This is a genomic window from Rhizobium mulingense (genome assembly GCF_029194105.1).
Classification (GTDB): Bacteria; Pseudomonadota; Alphaproteobacteria; order Rhizobiales; family Rhizobiaceae; genus Rhizobium; species Rhizobium mulingense.
Genome location: NZ_JARFVE010000006.1, coordinates 35,078 through 61,453, shown reverse-complemented (window position 1 = coordinate 61,453; position 26,376 = coordinate 35,078). Strand labels below are relative to the sequence as shown.

The 26,376-nt window shown below is 60.8% G+C and carries 26 protein-coding genes, 1 tRNA gene and 2 pseudogenes; 16 read left to right on the top strand and 13 right to left on the bottom strand.

Annotation, left to right across the window (positions count from 1 at the left end):
* On the top strand, positions 1 to 336 hold the full coding sequence (gene nirD / locus PYR71_RS15240) for a nitrite reductase small subunit NirD (RefSeq protein ID WP_020921100.1): 336 nt from the start codon (positions 1 to 3) through the stop codon (positions 334 to 336).
* Positions 336 to 2,993 (top strand): nitrate reductase, encoded by a 2,658-nt coding sequence (locus tag PYR71_RS15235; RefSeq protein WP_275619946.1) that lies wholly within the window; start codon positions 336 to 338, stop codon positions 2,991 to 2,993. Before nirD ends, PYR71_RS15235 begins: the two co-directional genes overlap by 1 nt.
* Before the next feature lie 28 nt (positions 2,994 to 3,021).
* Here the strand turns inward: PYR71_RS15235 and PYR71_RS15230 are convergent, their stop codons facing one another.
* Together PYR71_RS15230 and PYR71_RS15225 are read right to left on the bottom strand one after the other, a co-directional pair.
* Positions 3,022 to 3,699: an HAD-IA family hydrolase gene (locus tag PYR71_RS15230; RefSeq protein ID WP_275619945.1), complete on the bottom strand. Its 678-nt coding sequence runs from the start codon at positions 3,697 to 3,699 to the stop codon at positions 3,022 to 3,024.
* A 116-nt stretch (positions 3,700 to 3,815) separates the two neighbouring features.
* A complete protein-coding gene (locus PYR71_RS15225; protein ID WP_275619944.1) occupies positions 3,816 to 4,136 on the bottom strand; it encodes a hypothetical protein in 321 nt (106 codons plus the stop codon).
* A 197-nt stretch (positions 4,137 to 4,333) separates the two neighbouring features.
* Between PYR71_RS15225 and PYR71_RS15220 the strand changes: the two genes are divergently transcribed.
* Together PYR71_RS15220 and PYR71_RS15215 are read left to right on the top strand one after the other, a co-directional pair.
* Positions 4,334 to 4,660 carry a hypothetical protein gene (locus PYR71_RS15220; RefSeq protein ID WP_275619943.1) on the top strand — a complete coding sequence of 109 codons (327 nt, stop codon included), beginning with the start codon at positions 4,334 to 4,336 and terminating at the stop codon, positions 4,658 to 4,660.
* Between the two features lie 84 nt (positions 4,661 to 4,744).
* Positions 4,745 to 4,942 (top strand): annotated as a pseudogene (locus tag PYR71_RS15215) (class I SAM-dependent methyltransferase); the annotation flags it as partial.
* On the opposite strand, the gene PYR71_RS15210 reads toward PYR71_RS15215, so the two are convergent.
* Together PYR71_RS15210 and PYR71_RS15205 are read right to left on the bottom strand one after the other, a co-directional pair.
* Complete coding sequence (locus PYR71_RS15210) at positions 4,943 to 5,776, bottom strand: SDR family NAD(P)-dependent oxidoreductase (protein WP_275619942.1); 834 nt, start codon at positions 5,774 to 5,776, stop codon at positions 4,943 to 4,945. It abuts the pseudogene before it with no gap.
* Between the two features lie 98 nt (positions 5,777 to 5,874).
* A pseudogene (locus PYR71_RS15205) lies at positions 5,875 to 6,519 on the bottom strand (cupin domain-containing protein).
* A 238-nt stretch (positions 6,520 to 6,757) separates the two neighbouring features.
* On the opposite strand from PYR71_RS15205, the gene PYR71_RS15200 reads away from it, so the two are divergent.
* Genes PYR71_RS15200 through PYR71_RS15185 form a run of 4 tightly spaced genes read left to right on the top strand, consistent with a single transcriptional unit; the run spans position 6,758 to position 9,988 of the window.
* Positions 6,758 to 7,795: a cysteine synthase A gene (locus PYR71_RS15200; protein ID WP_275619941.1), complete on the top strand. Its 1,038-nt coding sequence runs from the start codon at positions 6,758 to 6,760 to the stop codon at positions 7,793 to 7,795.
* A 5-nt stretch (positions 7,796 to 7,800) separates the two neighbouring features.
* The gene (locus tag PYR71_RS15195) at positions 7,801 to 8,538 is read left to right on the top strand and encodes an alanyl-tRNA editing protein (protein ID WP_183916176.1); all 738 of its coding nucleotides are present in this window, start codon (positions 7,801 to 7,803) and stop codon (positions 8,536 to 8,538) included.
* A 14-nt stretch (positions 8,539 to 8,552) separates the two neighbouring features.
* On the top strand, positions 8,553 to 9,422 hold the full coding sequence (gene sseA / locus PYR71_RS15190; protein WP_275619940.1) for a 3-mercaptopyruvate sulfurtransferase: 870 nt from the start codon (positions 8,553 to 8,555) through the stop codon (positions 9,420 to 9,422).
* 5 nt (positions 9,423 to 9,427) lie between these two features.
* Complete coding sequence (locus PYR71_RS15185) at positions 9,428 to 9,988, top strand: GNAT family N-acetyltransferase (protein ID WP_183916180.1); 561 nt, start codon at positions 9,428 to 9,430, stop codon at positions 9,986 to 9,988.
* Between the two features lie 373 nt (positions 9,989 to 10,361).
* Here the strand turns inward: PYR71_RS15185 and PYR71_RS15180 are convergent, their stop codons facing one another.
* Positions 10,362 to 10,511: a hypothetical protein gene (locus tag PYR71_RS15180; protein ID WP_275619939.1), complete on the bottom strand. Its 150-nt coding sequence runs from the start codon at positions 10,509 to 10,511 to the stop codon at positions 10,362 to 10,364.
* Between PYR71_RS15180 and PYR71_RS15175 the strand changes: the two genes are divergently transcribed.
* Entirely contained in the window at positions 10,510 to 11,019 is a 510-nt protein-coding gene (locus tag PYR71_RS15175) for a DUF1203 domain-containing protein (RefSeq protein ID WP_275619938.1), read from the top strand. The genes PYR71_RS15180 and PYR71_RS15175 overlap by 2 nt on opposite strands.
* A 16-nt stretch (positions 11,020 to 11,035) precedes the next feature.
* Here PYR71_RS15175 and ald read toward each other — a convergent pair whose 3' ends face one another.
* Positions 11,036 to 12,154, bottom strand: coding sequence for an alanine dehydrogenase (gene ald / locus PYR71_RS15170; RefSeq protein WP_275620211.1), 1,119 nt, complete (start codon positions 12,152 to 12,154; stop codon positions 11,036 to 11,038).
* 156 nt (positions 12,155 to 12,310) lie between these two features.
* On the opposite strand from ald, the gene PYR71_RS15165 reads away from it, so the two are divergent.
* The 4 genes from PYR71_RS15165 to PYR71_RS15150 all read left to right on the top strand — a co-directional run bounded on the left by PYR71_RS15165 (position 12,311) and on the right by PYR71_RS15150 (position 16,528).
* Positions 12,311 to 12,772 (top strand): Lrp/AsnC family transcriptional regulator, encoded by a 462-nt coding sequence (locus PYR71_RS15165; protein WP_183916183.1) that lies wholly within the window; start codon positions 12,311 to 12,313, stop codon positions 12,770 to 12,772.
* 70 nt (positions 12,773 to 12,842) lie between these two features.
* Positions 12,843 to 13,724 carry a DMT family transporter gene (locus PYR71_RS15160; protein ID WP_275619937.1) on the top strand — a complete coding sequence of 294 codons (882 nt, stop codon included), beginning with the start codon at positions 12,843 to 12,845 and terminating at the stop codon, positions 13,722 to 13,724.
* A gap of 85 nt (positions 13,725 to 13,809) precedes the next feature.
* A complete protein-coding gene (locus PYR71_RS15155; RefSeq protein ID WP_183916187.1) occupies positions 13,810 to 14,211 on the top strand; it encodes a PilZ domain-containing protein in 402 nt (133 codons plus the stop codon).
* 328 nt (positions 14,212 to 14,539) lie between these two features.
* Positions 14,540 to 16,528 (top strand): bifunctional 2',3'-cyclic-nucleotide 2'-phosphodiesterase/3'-nucleotidase, encoded by a 1,989-nt coding sequence (locus tag PYR71_RS15150; protein ID WP_275619936.1) that lies wholly within the window; start codon positions 14,540 to 14,542, stop codon positions 16,526 to 16,528.
* Between the two features lie 39 nt (positions 16,529 to 16,567).
* Here PYR71_RS15150 and PYR71_RS15145 read toward each other — a convergent pair whose 3' ends face one another.
* Positions 16,568 to 17,536 carry a LysR family transcriptional regulator gene (locus tag PYR71_RS15145; protein WP_183916191.1) on the bottom strand — a complete coding sequence of 323 codons (969 nt, stop codon included), beginning with the start codon at positions 17,534 to 17,536 and terminating at the stop codon, positions 16,568 to 16,570.
* Between the two features lie 139 nt (positions 17,537 to 17,675).
* On the opposite strand from PYR71_RS15145, the gene PYR71_RS15140 reads away from it, so the two are divergent.
* On the top strand, positions 17,676 to 18,290 hold the full coding sequence (locus tag PYR71_RS15140) for an FMN-dependent NADH-azoreductase (protein ID WP_275619935.1): 615 nt from the start codon (positions 17,676 to 17,678) through the stop codon (positions 18,288 to 18,290).
* Between the two features lie 55 nt (positions 18,291 to 18,345).
* Here the strand turns inward: PYR71_RS15140 and PYR71_RS15135 are convergent, their stop codons facing one another.
* Complete coding sequence (locus PYR71_RS15135) at positions 18,346 to 18,921, bottom strand: TetR/AcrR family transcriptional regulator (RefSeq protein ID WP_183916195.1); 576 nt, start codon at positions 18,919 to 18,921, stop codon at positions 18,346 to 18,348.
* A 93-nt stretch (positions 18,922 to 19,014) separates the two neighbouring features.
* Between PYR71_RS15135 and PYR71_RS15130 the strand changes: the two genes are divergently transcribed.
* Positions 19,015 to 19,791 (top strand): glucose 1-dehydrogenase, encoded by a 777-nt coding sequence (locus PYR71_RS15130; RefSeq protein WP_275619934.1) that lies wholly within the window; start codon positions 19,015 to 19,017, stop codon positions 19,789 to 19,791.
* Here the strand turns inward: PYR71_RS15130 and PYR71_RS15125 are convergent.
* The 3 genes from PYR71_RS15125 to ilvA form a co-directional block, all read right to left on the bottom strand.
* Positions 19,762 to 21,072, bottom strand: coding sequence for a GGDEF domain-containing protein (locus PYR71_RS15125; RefSeq protein ID WP_275619933.1), 1,311 nt, complete (start codon positions 21,070 to 21,072; stop codon positions 19,762 to 19,764). The two genes, PYR71_RS15130 and PYR71_RS15125, sit on opposite strands and share 30 nt — an antisense overlap.
* A gap of 240 nt (positions 21,073 to 21,312) precedes the next feature.
* Positions 21,313 to 21,633: an HlyU family transcriptional regulator gene (locus tag PYR71_RS15120; RefSeq protein ID WP_275619932.1), complete on the bottom strand. Its 321-nt coding sequence runs from the start codon at positions 21,631 to 21,633 to the stop codon at positions 21,313 to 21,315.
* A 37-nt stretch (positions 21,634 to 21,670) separates the two neighbouring features.
* Positions 21,671 to 22,921 (bottom strand): threonine ammonia-lyase, encoded by a 1,251-nt coding sequence (gene ilvA / locus PYR71_RS15115; protein ID WP_275619931.1) that lies wholly within the window; start codon positions 22,919 to 22,921, stop codon positions 21,671 to 21,673.
* Positions 22,922 to 23,120: 199 nt separating this feature from the next.
* On the opposite strand from ilvA, the gene PYR71_RS15110 reads away from it, so the two are divergent.
* Positions 23,121 to 23,495 (top strand): VanZ family protein, encoded by a 375-nt coding sequence (locus PYR71_RS15110; RefSeq protein WP_275619930.1) that lies wholly within the window; start codon positions 23,121 to 23,123, stop codon positions 23,493 to 23,495.
* 466 nt (positions 23,496 to 23,961) lie between these two features.
* On the opposite strand, the gene PYR71_RS15105 is transcribed toward PYR71_RS15110, so the two are convergent.
* Entirely contained in the window at positions 23,962 to 25,956 is a 1,995-nt protein-coding gene (locus tag PYR71_RS15105) for a hypothetical protein (RefSeq protein WP_275619929.1), read from the bottom strand.
* 316 nt (positions 25,957 to 26,272) lie between these two features.
* A tRNA-Leu gene (locus PYR71_RS15100) sits at positions 26,273 to 26,358 on the bottom strand.
* Positions 26,359 to 26,376 lie beyond the last annotated feature (18 nt).

Here is a 26,376-nt window from a genome sequence, read left to right as displayed (position 1 = left end):
ATGGACATGAATTGGATCGCAATCGGTGACATCTCCGATATTCCGCTGCGCGGCGCGCGCTGCGTGAAGACGCCGCAAGGCAAGATCGCCGTCTTCCGTACGGCCGAAAACGAGGTCTTTGCCATCGAGGATCACTGCCCGCATAAGGGCGGCCCGCTATCCCAGGGCATCGTGCATGCCAAGGCCGTCACCTGCCCCCTGCATAATTGGGTGATCTCCCTCGAAACGGGCAAGGCACTCGGCGCCGACGAGGGCGAAGTGCGGACCATACCGGTCCGCAACGAGGACGGCGCCCTGTTTATCGCGCTCGAAAGCCTGTTGATGGCGGCTGAATAATGGCGGCTGAGGTCAAGACCACCTGCCCCTATTGCGGCGTCGGTTGCGGCGTTATCGCCACGGTTGACGAAACCGGCGCGGTCAGCGTCAAGGGAGATCCGGAGCATCCGTCGAATTTCGGCCGGCTTTGCTCGAAGGGTTCGGCGCTTGCCGAAACCATCGATCTCTACGGCCGGCTACTTTATCCCGAAATCGCAGGTGAACGCAGCGGCTGGGACGAGGCGCTCGATCTGGTCGCCCGGCGCTTCTCCGAAACGATCGCCGAACACGGGCCTGATTCCGTCGCCTTCTACGTCTCCGGCCAGTTGCTGACCGAAGATTACTACATCGCGAACAAGCTGATGAAGGGCTTCATCGGCTCGGCCAATATCGACACCAATTCCAGGCTCTGCATGTCCTCGTCGGTGGCCGGGCATCGCCGCGCCTTCGGCGCCGATACCGTGCCGGGGACCTATGAGGATATCGAACTTGCGGATCTGGTGGTGCTCACCGGCTCCAACCTCGCTTGGTGTCATCCCGTCATCTACCAGCGGCTGGCCGCCGCAAAAGCGGCGCGGCCGAACATGCGCATCGTCGTCATCGATCCGCGCCGGACGATGACATGCGATATCGCCGACCTGCATCTGGCTATCCGCCCGGATGGCGATGTCGCGCTGTTCATGGGGCTGCTCGCCCATCTTTCGACAAGCTCTGCGATCGACCAGAATTATATCGCCTCCCATACGGAAGGCTTCGCCGGCGCCTTTGCGGCCGCCTCAGCACTTGATAGCAACGATCTCCTCGAGCGGACCGGCCTGCCGGCCATGCAGATCCGGGAGTTCTTCCGCCTGTTCGAGATGACCTCGAAGGTGGTGACCTGCTACAGCCAGGGCGTCAATCAATCCTCCTCCGGCACCGACAAGGTCAATGCCATCCTCAATTGCCATCTGGCGACCGGCCGCGTCGGCCGCCCGGGTATGGGCCCCTTCTCGCTGACCGGCCAGCCGAACGCGATGGGCGGGCGCGAAGTCGGCGGTCTCGCCAACATGCTCGCCGCCCATATGGCGATCGAAAATCCAGAAGACCGTGACCGCGTTCAGCGCTTTTGGGAATCGCCGGTCATCGCTGCAAAGCCTGGTTTGAAAGCGGTCGACATGTTCCGCGCAGTCGCCGACGGACGCATCAAGGCACTCTGGATCATGGCCACCAATCCCGTCGTCTCGATGCCGGATGCAAACAGCGTCGAAAGCGCCATCGCCGCCTGTCCTTTCGTCGTCGTCTCCGACATACTGAGAGAGACGGATACGGCCCGGCACGCGCAGGTGCTTCTACCCTCGCTCGGCTGGGGCGAGAAGGACGGCACCGTCACCAATTCCGAACGGCGCATTTCCAGGCAGCGGCCGTTTCTCGGCATGCCCGGCGATGCGAAGGCCGACTGGTGGCAGCTTGCGGAGGTCGGACGCCGCATGGGATTTGCCGCCGCCTTCGATTTCGATGCGCCGGCCGAAATCTTCGCCGAACACGCCGCCCTGTCCGCCTTTGAAAACAACGGCAGCCGCGATTTCGATATCGGCGCCCGCGCCGGCATCACCGGCGCCGCCTATGACGAACTGTCGCCGTTCCAGTGGCCGCAGCCGGCAGGAAGCGCGCCCGGCGTCACCCGCTTCTTCGCCGATGGCGGTTTCTACCATGCCGACGGCAAGGCGCGTTTCGTTGCAGTGGAAGCGCCGGCAACCGATCGCACCAATGCAGACTTCCCCTTCACGCTGAATACCGGGCGCATCCGCGACCAGTGGCACACGATGACGCGTACCGGAAAGAGCGCGCGGCTTTCCGCCCATATCGCCGAACCCTTTGCGGAGATCCATCCGCGCGACGCGATCGAGATCGGGATATCGAGCGCCGGCCTCGTCGAGATCGACAGCCCGCACGGCAAGGCGATCGTCCGGGCGCTGGTGACCGATCGCCAGGCGCGCGGCGGCATTTTCGCGCCGATGCACTGGAACGACCAGCTCGCTGCAAAAGCGCGGATCGACGCCGTGGTCGCGCCGATCACCGATCCGATTTCCGGTCAGCCCGCATCGAAGAATGTTGCGGTCGCCGTTCGCCCCTTCCGTGCCGCGCATTACGGCTTCGCAGTCTCGGCCGTCAGACCGGCCACGCCTGACGCGGCTTATTGGGCGCTGGCGAAAGCCGACGGCGGCTGGCGGCTGGAGCTCGCCTTCGACCAGACTGTCGAAGACTGGACGGCCTGGTGCCGGGCGGTTTTCGCCATTCCTGATGAGATCGAACCGCTGGGTTATGCCGACCGGCAATCCGGCGACCTCAGGCTCGCCTTCTTCGACGGCGAGACCTTGCTCGCCGCGCTGTTCCTCGCCCGCGAGCCGGTTGCCGTGGCGCGCAACTGGGCGATCTCTCAGCTCTCCGCCGTGCATGGCGACCTCAGGAAGCGCTTCGCGCTCGTCGCGGGCCGTCCCGGGGCCGGCAGACCGGATCCGGGCGCCACCGTCTGCTCCTGCTTCAGCGTCGGTGTCAACCAGATCGCCGCCGCCGTACGCGAGGGATGCCACAGTGTCCAGGCGGTCGGCAAGCAAACGAGCGCCGGAACCAATTGCGGCTCCTGCCGCGGCGAAATCGGCAGAATCATCGATCGCTGTCTGGCCGCGGCCGCGGAGTGAAAGGCAGAAACGGTTGCGCGGCCTGAGATCAGGCCGCGTTCGGGACGATGAGCATCTTATGGTCGGCCGAGATGCGCACCGAGATCTCATCGTAGGATGACAGGGTCGGATGCGCCGTCTCCATCCGGGCATGATGGGTTGCCGTCACCACCATGACATCGGCGCCCGCCGCCTCACCGGCGATGATGCCGGCTGCGACATCCTCAAACACCAGGCAGTCCTGCGTGCTAACGCCGAGGCGTTCGGCGCCCAGAATATAGCATTGCGGATCGGGCTTTCCGACCTTGACGTCCTCCGCCGTCACCATGAATTTCGGCAGCGACAGGCCTGCGGCCTCCAGCCGCCGGCGGGCAAGACGCAAGGGCGAGGAGGTCACGATCGCCCAGCGATCCGGCGGTAGCGAACTCAGGAATGCCGCCGCACCTGATATGGCGACGACATCGCTGACATCGGCGATTTCGGCCTCGGTCACCAGCCTCGCTTCATGTTCGGGATCGACCCCCGGCAAATTCAGCCGGGCGATCGTGTCGACGCCGCGCGATCCATGCATCTTCGGCAGAAAGTCGGCGACATCGAGCCCCTGGCGCCTTGCCCAGTCGCTCCATACACGTTCGGCCGCACGAATCGAATTAAGGATGGTGCCGTCCATATCGAACAGGAAGGCGGCATAAGGCTTCTCGAAGCCATGACGCATCGGCTGGGACAAAAGGCTGAATCCTTCGGGAAAAAGAGTCGGGTGACGATCGCTGGACGGGATGAAACGGCAAATCGCCATGTTTTGCAAGCTTACGATCGTGACGGCGACGATGTCGCAAATCTATCCTAAAAAGAAGCGGCGGCGCCAGAAGCCGCGATCAGGTCGCAGGAGAGACGAAGGCCGATCCGGTCATGGCAGCGGTCGCCGGTGCGGCCGGCAAGCTCCAGTTCGGCCGGCGCGTCGGCCCGGAGATAGGACTGTGCTGTCGGATCGACGCGCGTCGGAATGGCGGCCCATAACAAGGGGCGGCTGACGTCGATCGCGGACATACCGGCTTTTTCGCCGCCCATAGCCGCGGAGGCGATTGCCATGCCACCTGCCGTCAACGCAAGTGAAAGCGCAATCTGCAGACCGATATCTGCGGCCTCACGGGCAGAAACGAACATAGTGGCCTCATGCTACGGATCGGCGTTTCGTCATGCCCTAAGACAGGCAGTGGCAGTGATCCAGCGGCTTCGCCCGTTAAGGTTTATGCGTAACATGCAAGGCGAGCGTGCAGGTTTTTCGCGAATTTCGGAACAATGATTCCGTGACGCAGTTACACCAAGGTCATCCAAGATGAAAATCAAAGGAGGATATCCTCATGACCAGATCTCTTATCGCCGCTTCGCTGCTCGCGATCGGCATGGCATCGTCGGCCTTTGCCCAGTCGAATCCCGATCCGATCGGGCCGACGAATGGCGGCTCGACCGATCCGAGTTCGGGTAACTATTCGTCCGATTACACCAACAGCGACAATGGCATGCATCCTGTGCAGGTCGCCCCGGTCGATCCGACCACGACACAGAGCATCGGCCGAACCCAGACGATGGAATGCCCCGGCATGCCACAACAGATGTCCGGCGTCGACACGCGTGGCGGCGAGAGTGGCGCTTCGATCAGCGAAGCCTGCCGCGAATACGACAACTGAGCAGACCGTCGCCCGCTTTGAGAAAAGGCCGGTTCACGCCGGCCTTTTTCATGTCGCGGCGATCACCAAAAGCTTTTCTCTTCGGACGATAGCTTCGGGCTCGATTACGCCCATGCGCTTGTCGCATGGCGCGAGCGCTTCCGGTGGGTCTGGGAACGCATCCGCCCGATGGGCTTCGACGAGCGTTTCAAGCGGCTCTGGGAATTCTATCTGTTCTATTGCGAAGCCGGCTTCCGGGCCTGCAATATCGATGTACGCCAGGTGGTGTTCTCGCGCAGCTGATCATTCCGCCGGATGCGGTGTCGCCGGATGGCGACCTGCCGATGACGGCCGTTCGCGCCAGCCGGTCAAGCGGTTCAGCAGCGGGAAATAAGCGCCGTAGGGAAGCAGACGCGCAAGCTTCAGCAGCGTGGTGAATCGCCCGGGGGAAGTGATCTCGAACGCCTGCGATTTCAGTCCGGCTGCAATCTGCCGGGCAGCCTCCTCGGGTGACACCAGCGCCGTCATCGGAAAGGCGCTCTTGTCTGTCGCCGGGGTATCGATGAAGGCCGGGCTGACGAGCTGGATGCGGATGCCCATCTTGTCGAGATCGAATTTCAGGCTTTCGGCCATGTTGATCAGCGCCGCCTTGGTGGCGCCATAGGCAGCGCCCATCGGCAGGCCGCCATAGCCAGTGATGGAGGAGACGATGGCGATCTGCCCCTGCCCTTTCGCCTTCATATGGCGGATCGCCGGCAAGAGACAGTTGACGACGCCGGAAAGATTGACTGCGAAGCTCGTTTCGAAATCGGCGCGGTGCAGGTCCTCGGCATGAACAGGCAGATAGACGGCGGCATTGAGGATCACCATGGCGAGCGTCCCGTGCTCGTATTCGATGGAGGCCATGACGTGCTCCATGTCCTCGGCATCGGTGACGTCGCCGTCGAGAACGACGATGCTGCCGTCAAGGCCGCTGGCTTCGGCCTGCAGTTCGACCAATTTTTCATGGCTTCTGGCGGTGACGGCGACCTTGTATCCCTCGCCGGCGAGCTTCAGCGCAAGCGCCCGGCCGATGCCGGAACTCGCGCCCGATATCCAGACGATACCATGTTCGGGACGGGCGATGAAATCACGCATGACATGTTCCTCCGGCTCAGCCTGACCAACACGAGACAGATCCGGAAGTTCACATCTCCTCCCGGATTTACGGCTCTATCACACCATTGTGGCTGCTTTCAGCCGATCAGGTCGCCGATCATCTGACGGAGGGATCCGGCGAGCTTGATCGGCCCGTCGGAAACGGCAAAGGCGATGCAGGGCCTGTCCTTTTCGGCGAACGGCCGATGCTCGACCGTCTCGTCAGCAATGGAGATGTCGCCGGGACCGAAACGGCCGCGTTCATCGATGAACGCACCGTCAAGGATCAGGATCAGTTCCATGCCTTATGAGTGTGAGCCGGTAAGGCCCGGCCCAGACGGATCCATGTCAGGCTGACCTCGCAGCCCTCCATGCCGAACGAATATTTCTTGAAGCCGGGCAAGCGCCTGCGCGAGGGCACGTCCTCGGCTTCGAACCCAAGGAGATGGCGCAAAGCCTGCGGAAACAGCGCCCTTTCTGGCCTCGTGGACACATGGCGTTCGGGGTCAGGAGGCGCAGAGGAAAAGGTCGCAGCAAGCCGCTGGTCGCGATCGGCAATGGCGGCTTCCGGGGTGCTTTCCAGGGGCTCCCCCGGCGAAAAGCTCGAGGCTGCTCACCAGGCTTCGATTACCCGGCTTCATTTGCAGATGGGATCGTACGAGCACCCGTCCCGGCTCGGACAAAGAACCGGCGACGTAATGCGCCATCAATGCGTCGATCCTATCGATCTGCTCGTGAACCATGTCGATTTTGTCACGCGCTGTGTGCTGCGCTCCGTTTCGCTTTGTCGTCATCCGTACGGGTAAAATCAATCTTCGGATCACCGCGCAACCCCCGGATGGCGGGCGATGCGCTTTTTCGGGCGGGGAAAGCGATATTTTGTCGTGGTCGACAGAGGCATGGAATAGCATTTCTTGCCAACACAGCCTTGTGAAGGGAAAAGACCGTTCTTAAAGTAAGAGTTCGAAAGAGGCAGATTCCATGACCTTCCACCCCTCCGTCCTCGAAGCCATCGGCAATACGCCCCTGATCAAACTCAAGGGCGCCTCGGCGGCAACCGGCTGCACTATTCTCGGCAAGGCGGAGTTCCTGAACCCCGGCCAGTCGGTCAAGGACCGTGCCGCGCTCTACATCATCCGCGACGCCGAGCGCAAGGGGCTGCTTCGGCCCGGCGGCGTCATCGTCGAAGGCACGGCCGGCAATACCGGCATCGGGCTGACACTGGTGGCCAAGGCGCTCGGCTACGGCACCGTCATTGTCATCCCGGAAACGCAGAGCCAGGAAAAGAAAGACGCGCTGAAACTGCTTGGCGCCGAACTCGTCGAAGTGCCCGCCGTTCCCTACAAAAACCCGAACAACTATGTGAAGGTGTCCGGGCGGCTCGCCGAGCAAATGGCAAAGAGCGATCCGAACGGGGCGATCTGGGCGAACCAGTTCGACAACGTCGCCAACCGGCAGGCGCATGTCGAAACGACTGCGCCGGAAATCTGGAAGGACACCGACGGCAAAATCGACGGCTTTATTTGCTCCGTCGGTTCCGGCGGCACGCTGGCAGGTGTCGCTGCCGGCCTCAAGGCTTTCAAGGCCGATGTCAAGATCGGCATCGCCGATCCCGATGGCGCCGCTCTCTATGAATTCTACCAGAACGGCACGCTGAAATCCGAAGGTTCATCGATCACCGAGGGCATCGGCCAGGGCCGCATCACCGCCAATCTCGAGGGCTTCACGCCGGACTTTTCCTATCGGATCTCCGATGCCGAAGCCCTTCCCTATCTTTTCGATCTCGTCGAAAACGAGGGCCTGTGCCTCGGTGGCTCGACTGCTATCAATATTGCCGGCGCCGTCAATCTCGCCCGGGATCTCGGGCCAGGTCACACGGTAGTGACAATCCTCTGCGACTACGGCAACCGCTATCAGTCGAAGCTCTTCAATCCGGATTTCCTCAGCTCGAAAGGACTGCCCGTTCCGGGCTGGATGGCTAAGTCGTCCGACATACACGTTCCCTACGAACCCGTGTGAGACCCATGCCCGTCAATGCCCTCTATCGTGACGACTTCTATCTCTCGACATGCGAGGCGGTCGTCACCGCCGTTCACGACGACGGGGGCATCGAACTCGACCAGACCTGCTTCTATGCGGCTTCGGGCGGCCAGCCCGGTGACACCGGTCAGCTTGAACGCGCCGACGGCAGCAAGATCGCGCTCGGCCCGACGAAACATGGCGCCAGCAAGGATATCATCATCCATGTGCCGCTCGACAATGAGCCGCAGCCCGAGATCGGCGAGACGCTGGTGCTACATGTCGACTGGCCGCGCCGCTACAGGCTGATGCGCATGCACACGGCTTGCCACCTGCTGTCCGTCGTCTGCTCCTATCCGATCACTGGGGCCGCGGTCGGCGAGGAGGAGAGCCGCATCGACTTCGATATGAGCGAGACGATCGACAAGGACGAGGTCACGGCGAGGCTGATGGAACTGGTCGGTCAGAACCATCCGGTCTACTTGCAATGGATCACCGACGACGAGCTTGCGGCCAATCCTGATATCGTCAAATCGAAGAACGTGCGCCCGCCGCTCGGCCTCGGTCGTGTCAGCCTCGTCTGCATCGGCAAGAACTCCTCGATTGACAGCCAGCCCTGCGGCGGCACACATGTCTCGGAGACGCAGGAAGTCGGCCAGATTCACGTTGCCAAGATCGAAAAGAAGGGCAAGGAGAACCGGCGCTTCCGCATCCGCTTCGGTGCGCCCGGCGAAGAAGCCTGACAAGGGAGACCCAAATGACTGAGAACAAGAGCCGTTTCGTCGTCTCCGCCGACTGGCTGCAGGCCGAGCTCGGCAAACCGGATCTGCGTGTGCTGGACGCCTCCTTCTATCTGCCGGCGCAGAAACGCGATGCCGATGCCGAATATGCGGCCGGCCATATTCCCGGCGCCATCCGGTTGGACCAGGACAAGATCGCCGACCATTCGACGTCGCTGCCGCACATGATCCCCTCGCCCGATTATTTCGCCACTGAGGCCGGCCGGCTCGGCATCAGCGAGAACGATCGCATCGTCGTCTATGACGGCATCGGCCTGTTCGCCTCGCCCCGCGTCTGGTGGCTGTTCCGGGTGATGGGGGCAAAGAACGTCTTCGTGCTCGACGGCGGTCTCGACGGCTGGAAGGCTGAGGGTCGTCCGCTCGAAACTGCGGTGCCCGGCCATGCGCCGACGACCTTCACGCCGAACTTCGATGCAAGCCGCGTGGTGAGGCTCGATGCCATGCGCGACATCGTCTCGAGCGGCGCGATGCAGATCGCAGATGCCCGCAGCGCCGGCCGCTTCGCCGCCACCGAGCCTGAGCCGCGGGCCGGCATGCGCTCCGGCCATATGCCCGGCGCCCGTAGCCTGCCTTCCGGCGTCTTTGCCAGCCAGGGTCGGTTCAAGTCGCTGCCTGAACTCCGCCAGACGATCGAGGAGGCCGGCATCGATCTTTCGAAGCCGGTCGTCACCTCCTGCGGCTCGGGAATCACGGCGGCCATTATCACGCTGGCGCTGGAATCGCTCGGCCATCACGACAACAAGCTTTATGACGGTTCATGGAGCGAATGGGGCAGCCGTGAGGATACGCCCGTTGTCACCGGCCCGCCAACGCCGCTCAAAGCCTGATCACCATGGGGAAGACACCCGCTTCGCTGAAAGCTCACATCACCCGTCTCGAAATGACGGCGGCGCCGAAAACCAGCATGCCGGTGCCGGTCAATATCCAGACGGCGATCATGCGTGCGCCCGGCATACCGCTGCCCTTCTACCGCTATCTCTACCGGCAGGTGGGCGCGCGCTGGCAATGGGTAGACCGGTTGCGGATGAGCGACGAGCAGCTTACCCAGACGCTGAACGACAAGCGCAACAATATCAGCGTTCTCTATGTAAACGGCGCGCCGGCCGGCTTCTATGAATATTTCTGCGAGGACGAGGATACGATCGAACTCAGCCATTTCGGCCTGATCGAACATGCGCTCGGCCTCGGCATCGGCAAATGGTTCCTGCTGCAGGCGCTCTATGCCATTTGGTCGCTCAATCCGAAGCGGGTCACCACCACCACCAACAATCTCGACCATCCGCGCGCGCTGCAACTCTACCAGATGTACGGCTTCTCCCCGGTCTCCACCGGCACCGGCATCGTCCGGCCGCTGAGCGACAAGGAATTGCTGGAGATCGCGCGGAAAGGCTGAGGGTTCGGTTTGCTTTTCCGGTGCATCTGACTGCTAACCATCTCAGGTACACAGCCGTGCGGTGAAACCGCCCTCCCGGGCCCTCATCCCTGTAACGCGCACAGGGGTGTAATGAGTGCCGGCCTAAATGAAGCACTCGTGGTGGTGTGTCTCTGTAAGCTGCCGTGGAGTTTGGCAAGAACGCCAACCACACTCTCCGTCATCCCAGGCTTTGAGCCTGGGATCCATGCAACTGCTGCTGATGGATGCGGCGTGGATGCTCGGCTCAAGGCCGAGCATGATGGAGGGTGGGGTGGGCAGGAGATCCATTCACAGTGCAGACGCCCGCGTCTGCGCCGCCCCACCAGTGAAACCAAACAATGCCAGTCACGGCCTAAACTGACTTGTCGGGGGAACCGTTGATGAATTGGCATTCCTGGCTTTTTGCTGCGGTGATCTCGACAGGCAACAGCATGCGCAAGAATCGGGTCGCTTGCGCGCTCGTTCGGGCGCATTTCATGGCAATCACCAGGAGATCTTCCATGACCGCCATTCGTTTTGCCGCCATGCCGACTGCCGATGCTAGAGCCCTCTGGAGCGGCGGCCGCGACGCCTATGACGGGCTGCCCGAGACAATGGTTTCCGATGGCCCGGGTCATCCCTGCCGCCATTGCCTGAGGAATATCGACGAGGGCGAGGAATTGCTGGTCTTCGCCTACCGGCCCTTCCCGGAGCTGCAGCCCTATGCCGAAACCGGGCCGATTTTCCTGCACAAGCAGCCTTGCCCGCGTTATGCCGCCGAGGAAATCCTGCCGCCGGTGCTGACGACCAGCCGTGACTTCATCGTCCGCGGCTACAGCGCCAATGATCGCATCGTCTATGGCACCGGCGCGGTGACCGCTATCGCCGATATCCCGGCCTATGCCGAGACATTGCTGGCCCGGCCCGAAATTGCCTACATGCATGTGCGCTCGGCCCGCAACAACTGCTTTCAATGCCGGATCGACAAGGTAAAGGCGCCGGCCCTTGTGGAGACCGGCGCCCTCGCCTAACCCTGAGTCAGGCAGCTTACGCTACGTTCAACACGCTCTCCGGCGCGAAAACCTCATAGCCGAGCGCTTCGGCGACCGGCTTGCTGGTGATGCGGCCCTTATGCACATTGAGGCCGTTTCTCAGGTGCTTGTCTTCGGCAATGGCGCGCAGGCCGCGATCGGCGAGCGCCAAGCCATGAACCAGTGTGGCGTTGTTTAGCGCGTGCGCCGAGGTGACGGGCACAGCGCCCGGCATGTTGGCGACGCAATAATGCACCACGCCGTCGACTTCGTAGGTCGGATCGGAATGGGTCGTCGCATGCGAGGTCTCGAAGCAACCACCCTGATCGATGGCGACGTCGACGATAACGGAGCCCGTTTTCATGCCGGACAGCATTTCGCGCGTGACGAGCTTCGGGGCAGCCGCCCCCGGAATGAGCACAGCGCCGATGACGAGGTCGGCCGAAAAGACCTCCTCCTCCAATGCCTGGATGCTGGAATAACGGGTGTGCACACGGCCGGCAAAAATGTCGTCGAGTTGGCGAAGGCGCGGCAGGGACTTGTCGAGAATGCTGACATCGGCGCCGAGACCGGCGGCCATCCTGGCGGCGTGCAGGCCGACAACGCCGCCACCGATCACCGTGACCTTGGCCGGCAGCACACCGGGTACGCCGCCGAGCAGGACGCCAAGACCGCCATTGGCCTTCTGCAGCGCGGTGGCTCCCGCCTGGATCGACAGGCGCCCTGCCACTTCCGACATCGGCGCCAGCAGCGGCAAGCCGCCGCGTTCGTCCGTTACCGTCTCATAGGCGACCGCGGTGACGCCGGAGGCGATCAGACCCTTGGTCTGTTCGGGATCGGGCGCCAGATGAAGATAGGTGTAGAGAAGCTGACCGTCGCGCAGCTGCGCCCATTCGGAAGGCTGCGGCTCCTTCACCTTGACGATCATGTCGCACTTTTCGAAGATATCCTTGGCGGAGGCGGCGATCTTCGCGCCAGCCGCCGCGTAGGCGGCGTCATCGGCGCCGATGCCGGCGCCCGCCTTCGTCTCCACCCAGACCTCGTGGCCATGGGCGACGTATTCGCGCACCGAAGCCGGTGTCAGGCCGACGCGATATTCATGGTTCTTGATTTCCTTCGGGCAACCGACACGCATTTGCGTTCCTCTCATTTTGTCTCCGCAGCCGCGGATCTCCTCGCCCGATGAATCCAACCACCAAGACAGCGAAATGTCCTTGCAAAGACGATTTGCAAAGAAGCAATTTTTCGCTGATTATTGCGCCATTATCATTATTTTTCGAAAGTTCTTCGAATGACTGATCTCGATCCCATCGATCTTGCGATTCTCAAGGTCCTGCAGGCCAATGCACGCATCACCAACGCCGAGCTTGCTGAAAGGATCGGTCTCTCGCCTTCGGCCTGTTCGCGCCGGCTCGACATCCTCGAAAGAAGCGGTGTCATCGGCGGCTATCATGCGCGGCTTTCGCACAAGGCCCTCGATTACAAGATGATCGCCATCGTGCATATCTCGCTCTCCGGTCAGTTCGCCAAAACGCTGGCGGAATTCGAAGCCGCTGTGAAGCTCTGCCCGAACGTGCTCGTCTGTTACCTGATGTCGGGCGAATACGACTATATCCTCAGGGTCGCCGCCCGTGACCTCGAGGATTACGAGCGCATCCATCGTGACTGGCTGTCGGCGCTTCCCCATGTGGTCAAGATCAATTCGAGCTTCGCGCTCAGAGAAATCATTGACAGGCCGAATGTGGGGCTTTGAGGCCTTGCTTATTTGCCGAAACGCTGCCCAGACTTTCGAGGCTCGCGCACTTTCCCTTTTACGGCACAACATGACTTCGAAGACCCACGGTTATATTTTCGCCCTGCTGGCCACCACCATCTTCTCTTTGCAGGACGCCATCTCGAAACATCTGGCGTCGACTTATCCGCCGATCTTCGTGACGATGATCCGCTACTGGGCCTTCGCGCTGTTTACGATCGTCCTCGCTTCGAAAATGCGCGGCGGCCTCCAGGCGACGGCCCGCACAAAACGCCCGCTTCTTCAGGTGGTGCGCGGCGTGCTGCTTGCCGCCCAGGTGGTTCTAGCCATCACCTGCTTTGCCGTGATCGGCCTTGCCCGCTCGCAAGCGATCTTTTCCGCGACGCCGATCCTGATCGCGCTGCTGTCGATGCCGATCCTCGGTGAGCGGGTCGGATGGCGACGGTGGACGGCGATCGGCGTCGGGCTTTGCGGGGTACTGCTGATCCTGAAGCCGGAAGGCGAGTTTTTCGACGTGAAGTTGCTTCTCGCCATTCTTTCCTGCTTCAACTTCGCCTTCTACGTCATCGCCACCCGCTTCGTCAGCCGCGACGATTCGTCGATGACCAGCTTCTTCTATACCGGCGTTATCGGCGGCATCACGATGACGCTCGTCGGCCCGTTCTACTGGAGCTGGATGTCGCCAGGCGACTGGGGCTGGATGGCGCTCGTCTGCATGACCAGCATTTCCAGCCACTATTTCCTGATCCGCGCCTACGATCTTCTCGATGCCGCCGCCGTCCAGCCGCTGACCTATCTGTCACTGGTCTACGCCTCGATCATCGGTGTGACGATCTATGACGAAACGCTCAGTCTCAACACGATCATCGGCTCGGTCATCGTCGTTGCCGCCGGCATCTTCACCATTTGGCGCGAACATGTGGTGGGGCGCAGGGCGGCGGCCGCCAACTGAACTTTCACTGCAATTTTAGCCAAGCCCCTAAAACCATTTCAATTTCCTGGCGCTATGCTCCCCTCGCGTTTCATAGGGAGACAGCATGAGCAGCAACTTGAAAATCACCGCGCGGAAGGCCGATCGGAAGAATTGCCGCGTCTTCGGCAGCGTCAAATATCTGAACAGCGAAGTGGATGTGCGAATTCTCAACTTGTCGGTGACCGGCGCCGCCCTGGAGACCAAGACGCCGCTCCATGCCGCTTCCGGCAGCAAGGTGCGCATCGAAGCCGAAAACCTTGGACTGCTCGAAGGCATCATTCGCTGGAAGCACAATGGCCGCATCGGCATCCAGTTCGACGTGAATTCGAATGCGAGGGCGCAGATTTCCTCCTATTTCCGCTTTTTTCATAAGGAAATCCGGCCGGTACTGGCGGTGCGTCAACTAAGAGCCATGACCCACGGCGACCGCCCGCCGCGTTTGGCGACATTGACGCTGAAATCGTAGGACCGCCTCACTTTTGCGCCGAAGGAGCGGCTGACAATCGTTCCGGCAGCCGCCATCGACATTGACGTCGTGCGCAATGGCGGCCTTGCGTCTGCACGAAGCTGACGCCGCGGTCCTCTATCGATGGCGGTCAGGCTATGACCACGCCAATCACGACCCGCCGCCGATGGATTTCAGCCGGAGCGCTGTGCGATATATTGCCTTTTAAAATCATATCGCCTTTGCTGCCGATTGTTTTGACGTCCTGTCATTTTCGCAGTGTACTCCTCGCCAATTCGTCCTAATTCTGACGGGCCGGACGATTGCATGATCCCTATAGGAGAGTTCCATGTCTTCCATTTTTGATGTCGGCGTCATGAGCCGCCGTTCCCTGCTCGGCGGCCTCGCCGCGACTTCCGCCCTGGTGCTGCTGCACCCTTTCAGCGCCCGTGCCAACGCCAACCAGGCGCATCTGCGGCTGATGGAAACGACCGACATTCACGTCAACGTCTTCCCCTATGACTATTACGCCGACAAGCCGAACGACACGATGGGCCTGTCGCGCACCGGCACGATCATCGACAATATCCGCGCAGAGGCGGTTAACTCGCTGCTGATCGACAATGGCGACGTGCTGCAGGGCAATCCGATGGGCGACTACATGGCCTATCAGCACGGCATGAAGGACGGCGACATTCATCCCGTGATCAAGGCGATGAACACGCTCAGATACACGGTCGGGACGCTCGGCAATCACGAGTTCAATTACGGCCTCGACTTCATGTTCAAGGTCCTGTCCGGCGCAAATTTCCCGTTCGTCTGCGCCAACCTGACCAAGGGCCAGCTCGCCTCGGATCCCAAACAGGACGACCTCTTCTTCAAACCCTACATCATTGTCGAAAAGCAGATCAAAGACGGCGCCGGCAAGGAGAGCCCTGTCAAGATCGGCTTCATCGGTTTCGTGCCGCCGCAGATCATGCTCTGGGACATCAAGAACCTCGAAGGCAAGGCGCAGACCCGCGACATCGTCGAGGCCGCCAAGTCCTGGGTTCCCGCCATGAAGGAAGCCGGCGCCGATATCGTCATCGCGCTCTCCCATTCCGGCATCGACGGAGCAGCACAGTCCGAAAAGATGGAAAACGCCTCGCTGCATCTTGCCGCAGTCGAAGGGATCGACGCGATCTTCACTGGCCACCAGCATCTGGTTTTCCCCGGCCCGAAGAGCTGGGACGGCATCGCCAATGCCGATCCCGTCAAGGGCACGCTGCACGGCAAGCCCGCCGTGATGGCCGGGTTCTGGGGTTCGCATCTCGGCCTCATCGACCTGCTGCTGGAAAAGGACGGCAACAGCTGGAAGATCGTCGATTTCACCTCGGAAGCGCGACCGATCTACCATCGCGACGACAAGAAGAAAGTGGTCGCTGACTACATCGACAAGAAGGACGTGGTCGAAGCCGCCAAGGCCGAGCATGAGGCGACGCTCGCCTATGTGCGCACGCCGGTCGGCAAGACGTCGGCTCCGCTCTATTCATATTTCGCGCTGGTCGCCGACGATCCTTCAGTGCAGGTCGTCAGCCAGGCCCAGACCTGGTACATCAAGCAGATGCTCGCCGACACCCCGTATAAGGATCTGCCGGTGCTTTCGGCCGCAGCCCCCTTCAAGGCCGGCGGCCGCGGCGGCGCCGACTACTATACCGATGTGCCGGCCGGCGATATCGCGATCAAAAACGTCGCCGACCTCTATCTCTATCCGAACACGGTGCAGGCTGTCGCGATCACCGGCGCTCAGGTGAAGAACTGGCTGGAAATGTCGGCCGGCATGTTCAATCACATCGACGCCGGCGCGAAGGACGCGCCGCTGCTCAACGCCGATTTCCCGTCTTACAATTTCGACGTGATCGACGGCGTTACATATCAGATCGACCTGTCGCAGCCCCCAAAATATGATTCGTCCGGCAAGGCGATCAATCCGGATGCCAACCGTATCCAGAACCTCGCCTTCGAAGGCAAGCCGATCGATCCGGCCCAGAAGTTCGTCGTCGTCACCAACAATTACCGCGCCGGCGGCGGCGGCAGTTTCCCGGAGATCGCCGCCGACAAGGTGGTCTTCCAGGCGCCGGACACCAACCGCGACGTCATCGTGCGCTACGTCCACGAGCAGGGCACGATCAATCCGTCGGCCGACGCGAACTGGACCTTCAAGCCGCTGCCGGGCACGACGGCGACCTTCGAAAGCGGCCCCAAGGCAAAGCAGTTCCTCGCTGCGGTCAAGAGCGTCAAGATCGAGGAGGCCGGAGACGGCGCCGACGGTTTTTCGAAGTTCCGGCTCGTTCTTTAACCGATGGCATAGTAGCGAAGGCGCGGCTCCGCGCCCTCGTTATTCGGCCGCGAGCGGCTGCGTGGTGTCACGCAGTTCAGCCATCTCAGCATGAAAATCGGCCTGGTTCGGGCAATAGGAAAGCCGTGTGCGGAAGGCGTCGATCATCCAACTGGCGGCCGGTCCGGGTGGGTTGGCGAGCTGGCGCATCGAATAGATGGCATACTCACCCTGTTCATAGGCCTCCAGGTCGAGATGGATGAGCTCGCCGCTGCGCAGATCGTCATGTATGATGGACGCCGGAAGACCGCCCCAGCCAAGCCCAGCCTTAATGAGCTGGTGCTTTGTCGCAATATCACTGATGCGCCACGTCTTGTAGGACAGAACGTTGAAATCCCGCCCCTTTGTCCGGCCTGACGCGTCGGTGACGACGAGTTGCACTTCCTCGCGCACGTCGCCGAGCGTGAGCGGCCGGCCGATCGCGGCAAGCGGGTGGTTGGGCGCGGCGACAGGCAGCATGAAGGAATGGCCGATCCGTTCCGTGACAATCGAATCGTCCGGCTTGAGGACCGCGCCGCCAATGCCGATCGTCACCTTGCCGCTCAGAACGAGATCCATGACCATTCCGAGTTCACCGACATTGAGGTTTAACGAAACGGTCGGGTATCTTTCGCGGAATTCGTGCAGCACATCCACTACCGCGCGGGAAGGCACCATGACGCTGATGGCAACAGAAACCTCGGCTTCGAGGCCCTCCCTCAGGCTCTTGACCCGCGCCCGCATGACCTGCAGGTCGCCGAGAATGCGACGCGCATCCTCGAGCATCGCCTTGCCGGCCTCCGTCAGCTTCGGCTGGCGTGCGCCGGAACGCTCGAAAAGTGGCATTTCCAGCTGCGCCTCCAGATTGGCGATCGTATAGCTGACGACCGACTGCGCTCGGTTCAGCGCCCGCGATGCGGCCGAAAAGCTGCCGGTTTCGGCTACGGTCAAAAACACCTGCAACTGGTCTAAAGTCGGGTTCGGAAGCATCTTCCATCCATTCCATCGATAATTTGGATCGACATTATCACCGTTTTTTCGATAGCGGGCCAGTCTTATTTTCCTCTTCGAAACCGCGGCTCACCTCCCAGCAACGAGCCGTCCAATTCAATTCGAAAGGAAATGCAGCATGTCGTCCATCCTTCTTCTGACGTCCAGCCCGCGTGCCGACTCGCTCTCGACCCCGATCGCCGTCGATCTCGCCGAAAAGCTGAAGAACCAGAAGCCTGGCAGCGTCGTCGTTCGCCGCGACCTCGCCGCAAACCCGCTGCCGCATATCGATGACCTCTTTACCGGCGCGATCCGCAAGCCGGCGGAAGCCCGTAGTGCCGAAGAGGTCGCCGCGGTTAAAATCTCCGACGAACTCGTGGCCGAATTGTTTGCCGCCGACACGATCGTCATCAGCACCGGCCTGATCAACTTCAACATCTATTCGTCGCTGAAGACCTGGATCGACAACATCGCCCGCGCCGGCGTGACGTTCAAGTACACGGAAAGCGGCCCCGTCGGTCTCGTCACCGGCAAGAAGGTTTATGTCGTTCTCGCCTCGGGTGGCGTTTACTCGCAGGGTCCGGCCGCTCCCCTGAACCATGCCGTGCCCTACCTGAAGTCTGTCCTCGGCTTCCTCGGCATCACAGACATCGAGACCATCTATGTCGAAGGCCTCGCCTTCGGCCCCGAAGCCGCGGAAAAGGCCGTTGACGCGGCCAAGTCGCGTGTCCAGGAAATCGCGCTGGCCGCCTGATCGGCTCTCAAACCCTAAGGTGTAATGCAACGGCCGGCCCTTCGCCGGCCATCTGTCATTTGTCGATGGCGCCAACAAAATCGCGGATCGTCTCGAGGATTTCGGCCGACAGAGCCTCGTCTGAGGAAATCCTGGCGAGGCCGATGCCGCCTGCCATCATCGCGAAGGCCATGATCGCCTTGCGCCGCCTTTCCCCTTCATCCGCTCCTGCGGCTTTGCTCCCCAATCCCGCGAAATTGCGCCGGAGTCCTTCCGTCGCGATCGCTCGCGCCTTCTGGCCGCTGCGCGATATATCGGAGGTCAGCGCAGCAAAAGGGCAGCCCTCGCCGGGATTGTCGCGGTGATAGGTGCTGATATAACGCTCGGCGATATCGGCAGCCGTCATCTCCGCCGGATTGATCCCCTCGGCCTCCAATTTGCTTCCCCATGAATCGAAAGCCGACTGGATCGCCTCGGCGACCAGATCGTCACGGGATGCGAAGTGCTTGTAGAAACCGCCGACGGTCAGCCCGGCCTCCTTCATCAGGTCGGCAACGCTGATACCGTCGAGTCCCGCTTCGCGCAGCCGCCTTGACGCGGTCTCCACGATCTTCTCATGCGTCTTCTGTTTTTCCAGCTGCGAACGCCCCATAGGTGCCTCTTGACTAATGTGGATTACAATCATAATCCTTATAGATAGCGATCATAATCTAGATCGTTTTCATTTCCAAGAGGAGCATGAATCATGCGTCTAAGAAATAAGGTCGCCGTGATCACTGGTGGCAATAGCGGCATTGGTCTTGCGACCGCCAAGGCCTTCATCGATGAGGGCGCCAAGGTCGTGATCACCGGCCGCAATCCGGAAACGCTCGCTGCCGCCGAAAAGGTCCTGGGGGCTGGCGTCGTGGCGCTCAACCTCGACGTCACCGATGCAGCCGCCACCGAAAAGGCTTTTGCGGAAGCCGCCGCAAAGGTCGGCAGATTTGACATCGTCTTTGCCAATGCGGGCATCGGCGGCGCGACACCGCTGGCTGACACGTCGCCGGAACAGTTCAATCGGATCATCAGCACCAATCTCACGGCCGTTTTCTTCACCGTGCAGGCGGCCCTGCCGCATCTTAACGACGGCGCCTCGGTCATCCTCAATGGCTCGGTGCATGCCGTGCTCGGCGCTCCCGGCTGGACGGCCTATGCGGCGACTAAAGCCGCGGTCCGGGCGATGACGCGCAATATGGCGTCCGAGCTCGCACCGCGCAGCATCCGCGTTAACCAGGTGACGCCCGGCGGCACGAAGACGCCGATCTGGTCGCCGATGGCCCAGACGGAAGACGCGATGTCGGCGCTCGAAGCCCGTATCGGCGGCATGAGCCCACTCGGGCGCATGAGCGAAGCGGACGAAATTGCCAAAGCCGCGCTCTATCTCGCCTCCGATGACGCATCCAACGTCACCGGTATCGAGATCACCGTCGATGGCGGCATGACAAGCGCGCCTTCAGGCGCCAAGATCTTCCGCACCGCCTGATCGAACCGGAGGGCTAACTGGGTTCCAAGATGATGAGCGGCCGACGACGCGGTTGCGGCCGCTCTTCTTTGCCTCGTAAAGCCTGCCATCGGCGGCTGCGAGCACCGTCGTAAAACTGGCACCGTCCTCGTCGGCCGTCGCAACGCCGATGCTGACCGTCACGGGCTTTTCATCCGGGGTCTTGACGCTGGTCTCGATCGTCCAGCGCAGACGCTCACTTAGCAGCAGCCCTTCCTCATGGCTTGTGCCGGGGCAGACGGCGACGAATTCCTCGCCGCCGAAGCGGAAGATGCGGTCGCTGGAGCGCAGCGTCGTGCCGAGCCGGGCGGCGATCGATTTCAGCACCGCGTCACCCTGGAGATGACCGTAGCCATCATTGACATCCTTGAAGTGATCGGCGTCGATAATGAGAACGGTGGCAAACAGCCCCTGCCTCAATGCCTCACGCAGCATCAGCGGCGCCTCGAGCTCCATGCGCGTTCGGTCATAGACGCCAGTCAGCATATCCCGGCCGGTGCGCTCCAGAAGGTCGTTATAGCGTTCGCGGAATGTCAGGTCGCCGAAGACGTCTCTGATGGAGCGCGCGGCGGCGTCGGCGCCAAGGCGGCGGATCCGATATTCATAGATCGCAAACATTGCCCCATAGAGGCAGACGGAAAGCATCTTCGCCTTCCAGCCTCCCCAGAACACGGCGATCGGCACATCGAGGAAAAAATGCAGCGCGGCGAAGAAGCCGACTTGGTCGAAGGTCAGCAGCACGAAGCCCGAGATCATGAAACGCAACACGACGCGCCTGCGGAAGAAATCGCCGAGTTTTTCGTAGAGCAGGATGATGCCGAGCGAATCGACATAGAGCAGCGCCGTGCCCCAAACCATCAGCCAGCCCATCTCCTTCAGAAAATCGATGTCGGGCGTATGGTTTGACGACAGCTGCAGCGGCTGGTGCAGTTGCAGCACCCAGGCGATGCCGACTGTCAGCAGGTTGCCGAGGAAGAGGCCGTAGATCGGCTGCCGCACCGTGGCGGCATCCTCCCACAGGTATAACATCAGGATCATCATCAGCTTGCCGGAGAAGAAGACGGATGAACCCGGCGACACATCCCCGAACGGCAGCGAGACGTAAAAGACCGCGGCCAGATAGGTCTCCATGAAATGCATGACGCCGAGCGCCGTCAGGAACACCCCGAGACCGAGCCGATGGCGGAAGTGCAGAAGCGTCACCATCAGCACGAAATAGGCCACGGCTTCGACGACGAAGAGAACGAGGTTCAGCGCCTCCATTACGACACCTCGGCTACAGGCCGGCGTCGCGCCGACGCGGCGATCGCGGCTGCGGATCCTTTGATCGATCGTCCGAAAAAGTCACACACGAGGGCGCCCTGCAATCCTGCAGGCCATAGCTTTCACCGCAATCCTTTAAGATTGCGTGAGCGCCTTCTTATATTTCGGATGAACGCCAAGTCATACGAATGAAAAGCAAGGAATTTCTGTTCGGCGCCCCGGGTCGGAACGATCGCGGCTTCAGACCTGGCGAATCTTTTCGCCGTCGCCAAAGAGCGACGGGCCATGCTGGTCGATGATCTGGTGCGCCTTGCGCACTGTGCACTCGATCGCGTCGTCGGAGGAGGAGAAGAGATCGGCGCGGATGAAATTGCGCACCAGCACCTCGTCGCCGACTTTCTTTTCGATGCGGCCGGCCAGACGGTATTGGCTGCCTTCCTTGCGTGGCTCCGCATAGATCGTGCAATCGCCGTAAAGCTGCGGCTCACCGGAGGGGCCTGCCTCCGAAGCGGCCTTGCCGCCGGAGAACATCGAAAAGAGATTTGAAAGGAACGAAGCCATGATCCGTCTCTAACACGGCGGTATCGCGCTCGCCAAGTCAAATGATCAGACTGGCGAGGATCTCGTTTTCGGTAATATCCTCGTAACCCATGCCGGCGGCTTCGAAATTTGCGATCAGCCGGGCGAAATTCTCCGGTGCCTTGGTTTCTATGCCGATCAGGATCGAGCCGAAATTGCGCGCCGATTTCTTCAGATATTCGAAGCGGGCGATATCGTCGTCGGGACCGAGCAGATTGAGGAAATCCCTGAGCGCGCCCGGGCGCTGGGCAAGCCTGAGGATGAAGTATTTCTTCAGCCCTGCGTAACGCATGGCTCTTTCCTTTACGTCAGGCAGGCGCTCGAAATCGAAATTGCCGCCGGAGACGATGGCGACGACGGTCTTGCCGCGGATCGCATCGGGATCCATCGCGGCGATCGCCGTCAACGACAGGGCGCCGGCTGGCTCCAGCACGACGCCCTCGACATTCAGCATCTCCTGAATGGTGACGCAGATGGCGTTCTCCGGCATCAGATGCACTTGGCTTGCCGGGAAATCGCGCAGAGCGGCGAAATTCAGGTCGCCGATGCGGGCGACGGCGGCGCCGTCGACGAAGTTGTCGACCTTGGCAAGCGTCGTCACTTGACCCGCCTCGATGCTGCGCCTGAGGCTCGGCGCACCGGCGGGCTCGGCAAAGACGAAGGCCGATTTCGGCACGATGCCTTCGAGATGACCGGTAATGCCGGCGGCAAGGCCGCCGCCGCCGACCGGCAGCACGACCATGTCAGGCAACGTTCCATCAGGCAACTGTTGCAGGATTTCAGCGGCGACGGTCGCCTGCCCCTCGATGATATCGGCGTGATCGAAGGGCGGCACCATGACGCCGCCGATCGCCTCGACATGGTCACGCGCGGCCTGGTAGCACTGGTCGAAGAAATCGCCGAACAGCCGGATGGTGATGAATTCGGCGCCGAACATGCGAGTCTTGTCGATCTTCTGCTGCGGTGTCGTCACCGGCATGAAGACGACGCCCGGTACGCCGAAATGGCGGCAGACATAGGCGAAGCCTTGGGCGTGATTGCCGGCCGAGGCGCAGACGAAGGTCTTGCCTGAAGCACCCTGCCCGATCGCCTTGCGGAAGAAATTGAAGGCGCCGCGGATCTTGTAGGAGCGCACCGGCGACAGATCCTCGCGCTTCAGCCAGATATCGGCGCCGTAGCGGGCGGAGAGATGGTCATTGAGCTGCAGTGGCGTCGCCGGGAAAAGGCTGCGCATTGCCGCTTCGGCGCTTTCGACTTCAAGTCTTGTCACGGGCGTGGTCCATTCCTAAAGATTAACCGCCGCCGCTATGGCACAGGCCGGCCGGAAAAAGAAAGCCGGCTGCGGCCATTTCCGGTTCGCTGACCGAGCCGCTCATCTCTTGATGCCGGTTCCGGCCTCGGGAAGCGTTTCGGCGGCAGATGAACTGATTTTAACTGTCAATGCAAAGGCCTGCCACTTATATGGAGCGATGATGATCTTCAAATTCGCAAAACCGATTGCCTGGCTGCTGCTCGCCTTGATTCTCTTTGTCACGGTTTCGCCGATCGGGCTGAGACCGCATACGGTAACGACCGTCGATACGGATCGTGGCGGCGCCTATGTTCTCCTCGGCCTCGCATTCGCGGTCGCCTATCCCAGACAGTGGAAACTGGTGGCCGTGCTGCTGATTACAGGGGCGGTTGCCATCGAATATCTGCAGTACTTCACGCCGACCCGCCATCCGCGTCTGCATGACGCCGGCGTCAAGGCGATGGGAGCGACCCTCGGGCTGCTGGCCGGTTGGGTAATCAACAGGTGGCGTGAAACCAGGGCGCCGCGCCCCGTTCCGCTCACAGAACGCTGACGATTACAGGGAACAGACCACCGGTCAGGCCGAAAGTCCAATTCGGAATCTGTGCGGTTCGGAAGTGACAGAGTGTCCTTAACGCGTCCTCTCCGACGCGCTAAGGACACTCTAGAAATCGGCCAGTTGCACCGCCCACAAGAACAGCGGGATTGCGGCCATCGCAGTTCCCAGAACAAGCGCAACACCGGCCTTGAATATCCGGATGCGCCGAACCTTAGTCCCACTCCAATCGTAAACCATCGCCTTACTCCCACAAGACAACACTTACTCAACTGTCGCGGCGCAATGCTTGCACCCAAAATGCACTTGTCAAGCGATAACTCGCCTCTATGCACAATATACATGCATGTTCAACGGAATTCTGGGCGATGTACACGAGCAAGAGGCGCATCTACGCCGTGGATGGAAGGCCTAATGGGCTGATGCGGATGCGGTAAATCGATTGCAGCTGGTGTGGCCGCCATTATTGCGCGGAGAACCCGTCGAACCGATACAATTCCCATCCAAATCCGTCTTTCAGCAACAAAGTCGACTTCGGCAGCATTCGGGAGATAGTTTCCTCCGCCAACACGAACTTGGGCCCGCCAATGCGGTCAGCCAATAATTCCTTTTTTTCGGTTACCCGGATGAAATAACGAATGTTGTTGCGTGTGATAAAAGCATCCACGTCGCCTTCGGATCCAGGAAATATATAAGGCGGCAACAACCATCCCTTATCCCGTCCTCCGGTGTAGGCGGCCGCGTACAGAGTGCTACCCGTATCGAATGGCTGGAAAACGGTCCTCAAATCATTTGCCGCGACATAGCGGTAGATGACATAGCCTTCGCGCTGGGCGCCGAGAAAATCATCGAGCCCCTGCCGGCCGACCAGGACATCCATCACCCCCTGCTCCATCCAGGAATAGGGCTGGCCGCTGGGGCGGTAAACGAATTTGATGGCAGGAAGGCAGAATACCACGAGAGTGACGCCCGCCACTCCAAACGCAAACAAATAGCTGCTGACAGCCTTGTTTCCTGCCAGCAGACGTGCGGACATATCGAACACAAACCCGCCCGGCTGAGCGGTTTTGCTCACGGCAATTTTCTCCGCGATCAGGCTCGCGCCGATATAAGCAGTCGAAAAATAAAGCAAATAAGCCGGCGTCGCCCATCGGATATGGTTGAACATGACGACATACCACATGATGAACATCGCGGCAGTCGTTGCAACAAGCATGAATATCCGTCTCGGGGACGCGATTAAGCCGCCGATGATGAGGATGAGTGCGACGATCGCATAGGGCCTGCGATCCAGAAACCAATCATGCATGATGAAGAAAAAATCGTGCCAGCCCTGGCGGGTTGTCAGATCGGTGACAAAAACCCGATTTGCCGGATCGAAAGCGCGTCCGAGCTCAAGCGTATAGTCCGCCATCCATTGATCCGAAAGCCCGGGATGTCCGAACATGAAAGGGTAGATGGGGTTGCCGAGCACGATGAGATTTTTGGCGTACCAATAGCCGGCTAGGGACAAAAAGGCGACAACGCATGTCAGGAAAAGTGGCAATGGCAGCTTTCCGCGGCAGATCGAAGGCAAGAGCGCCAAGCCGATCAACCCAACCATTTGAAGTTCCGTGTATTTGCCACCGACGGCCCCGCCCAGGACGAGAGCACAGGAGACAAGCTCCGAAGGCCGTAAGGTTTCGAGGTACCGCCAAAGATAAAGGACGGCGGCGACCGAAAAACACGATCTTGGAAGGTCCGTGAGAGGAACTGCAGCCCCCGGTGTAAAAAAGGGCTGGAAGGCAATCAGGAAGCAGACCAGCAATGATCCGGCCGCCCGCCAGCGGTGCGCGCAGCTTACTAGCAACAGCAGGAATCCGAGGAAGATCGCCGCGTTGAGCAGACCCGCCGCCAGCCAATGATCGATGAACAGCAATGTGCAAGCGAAAAGCACATTGAAGAAAAGGGGTATGTTTCCGTAAAAGTTGCTGTCCACCTGCGGCGTCACAAACCCGCCGTGGGAAACGATGCTTTGTGCGAGCGGAATTTGAAAAGCCCACACGTCGGCTGATGCCGCGGGGAAAAGAGCGGTAACTGATATGACGCAGGCCAAGCCGATAAATGCCAGGGCCGCCAGGAGAGGAAACGGATCGCCCTTAGCGGTCACCCGCACGCCCGCCACCGCCAAACCGCGCAAATCGGCGAGAATACCCAGTAGGTCATTCCGGCGCCAGATCATGAGAAGGGCGGCGAGTGGCAGCACGACCTCCACGCGCAACAGATGTATCGCCCCAAGAACGGTTGCCAAACCACCGACGAGCGCAATTCCCGGCAAGATGCCGCTTAAGAGTAGGTCCGTGCCGTCACGAACAGGTGGATTGAGGCCGCGGTTCACCTGAAGCGCAAGGGTGCGATGAAAGATCAGGCCGAACAGCAAAATCGCTGCCACGACAAGCCAGGCGGCAAGGACGGTCATGGCCTGGCGCTCCTCCCACCTGATGCAGCGCCCCACTTCGCCGGCAGCATGGATGCGAACCCACGAACCGTTTGACCGAAAACGGATATCTGGACGGCGGACTGCCTGAACATAGCGAAATACTCAAAAGTATGGGAGGTCTGCACGTCGATCCAACAGCTTTGTCATCTTGAAAATCGCGATAGCTTGTAAACCAACTGGCTGCAACCCGGGAAACGCTGTGAATTATGTCGCAAACGACACGCTCCTCATTGCAAGCGGCGCGGTTGACGATTGGGAGAGCGCTCGACCTCAACCTGTGCTATGCAATTGGCATTGGTGGCCGCTGCGGGAATCGAACCCGCACGGGCGTAGCCCGAGGCATTTTAAGTGCCTTCCGTCTACCAATTTCGGCAAGCGGCCTGCTTTTCAATCCATGCA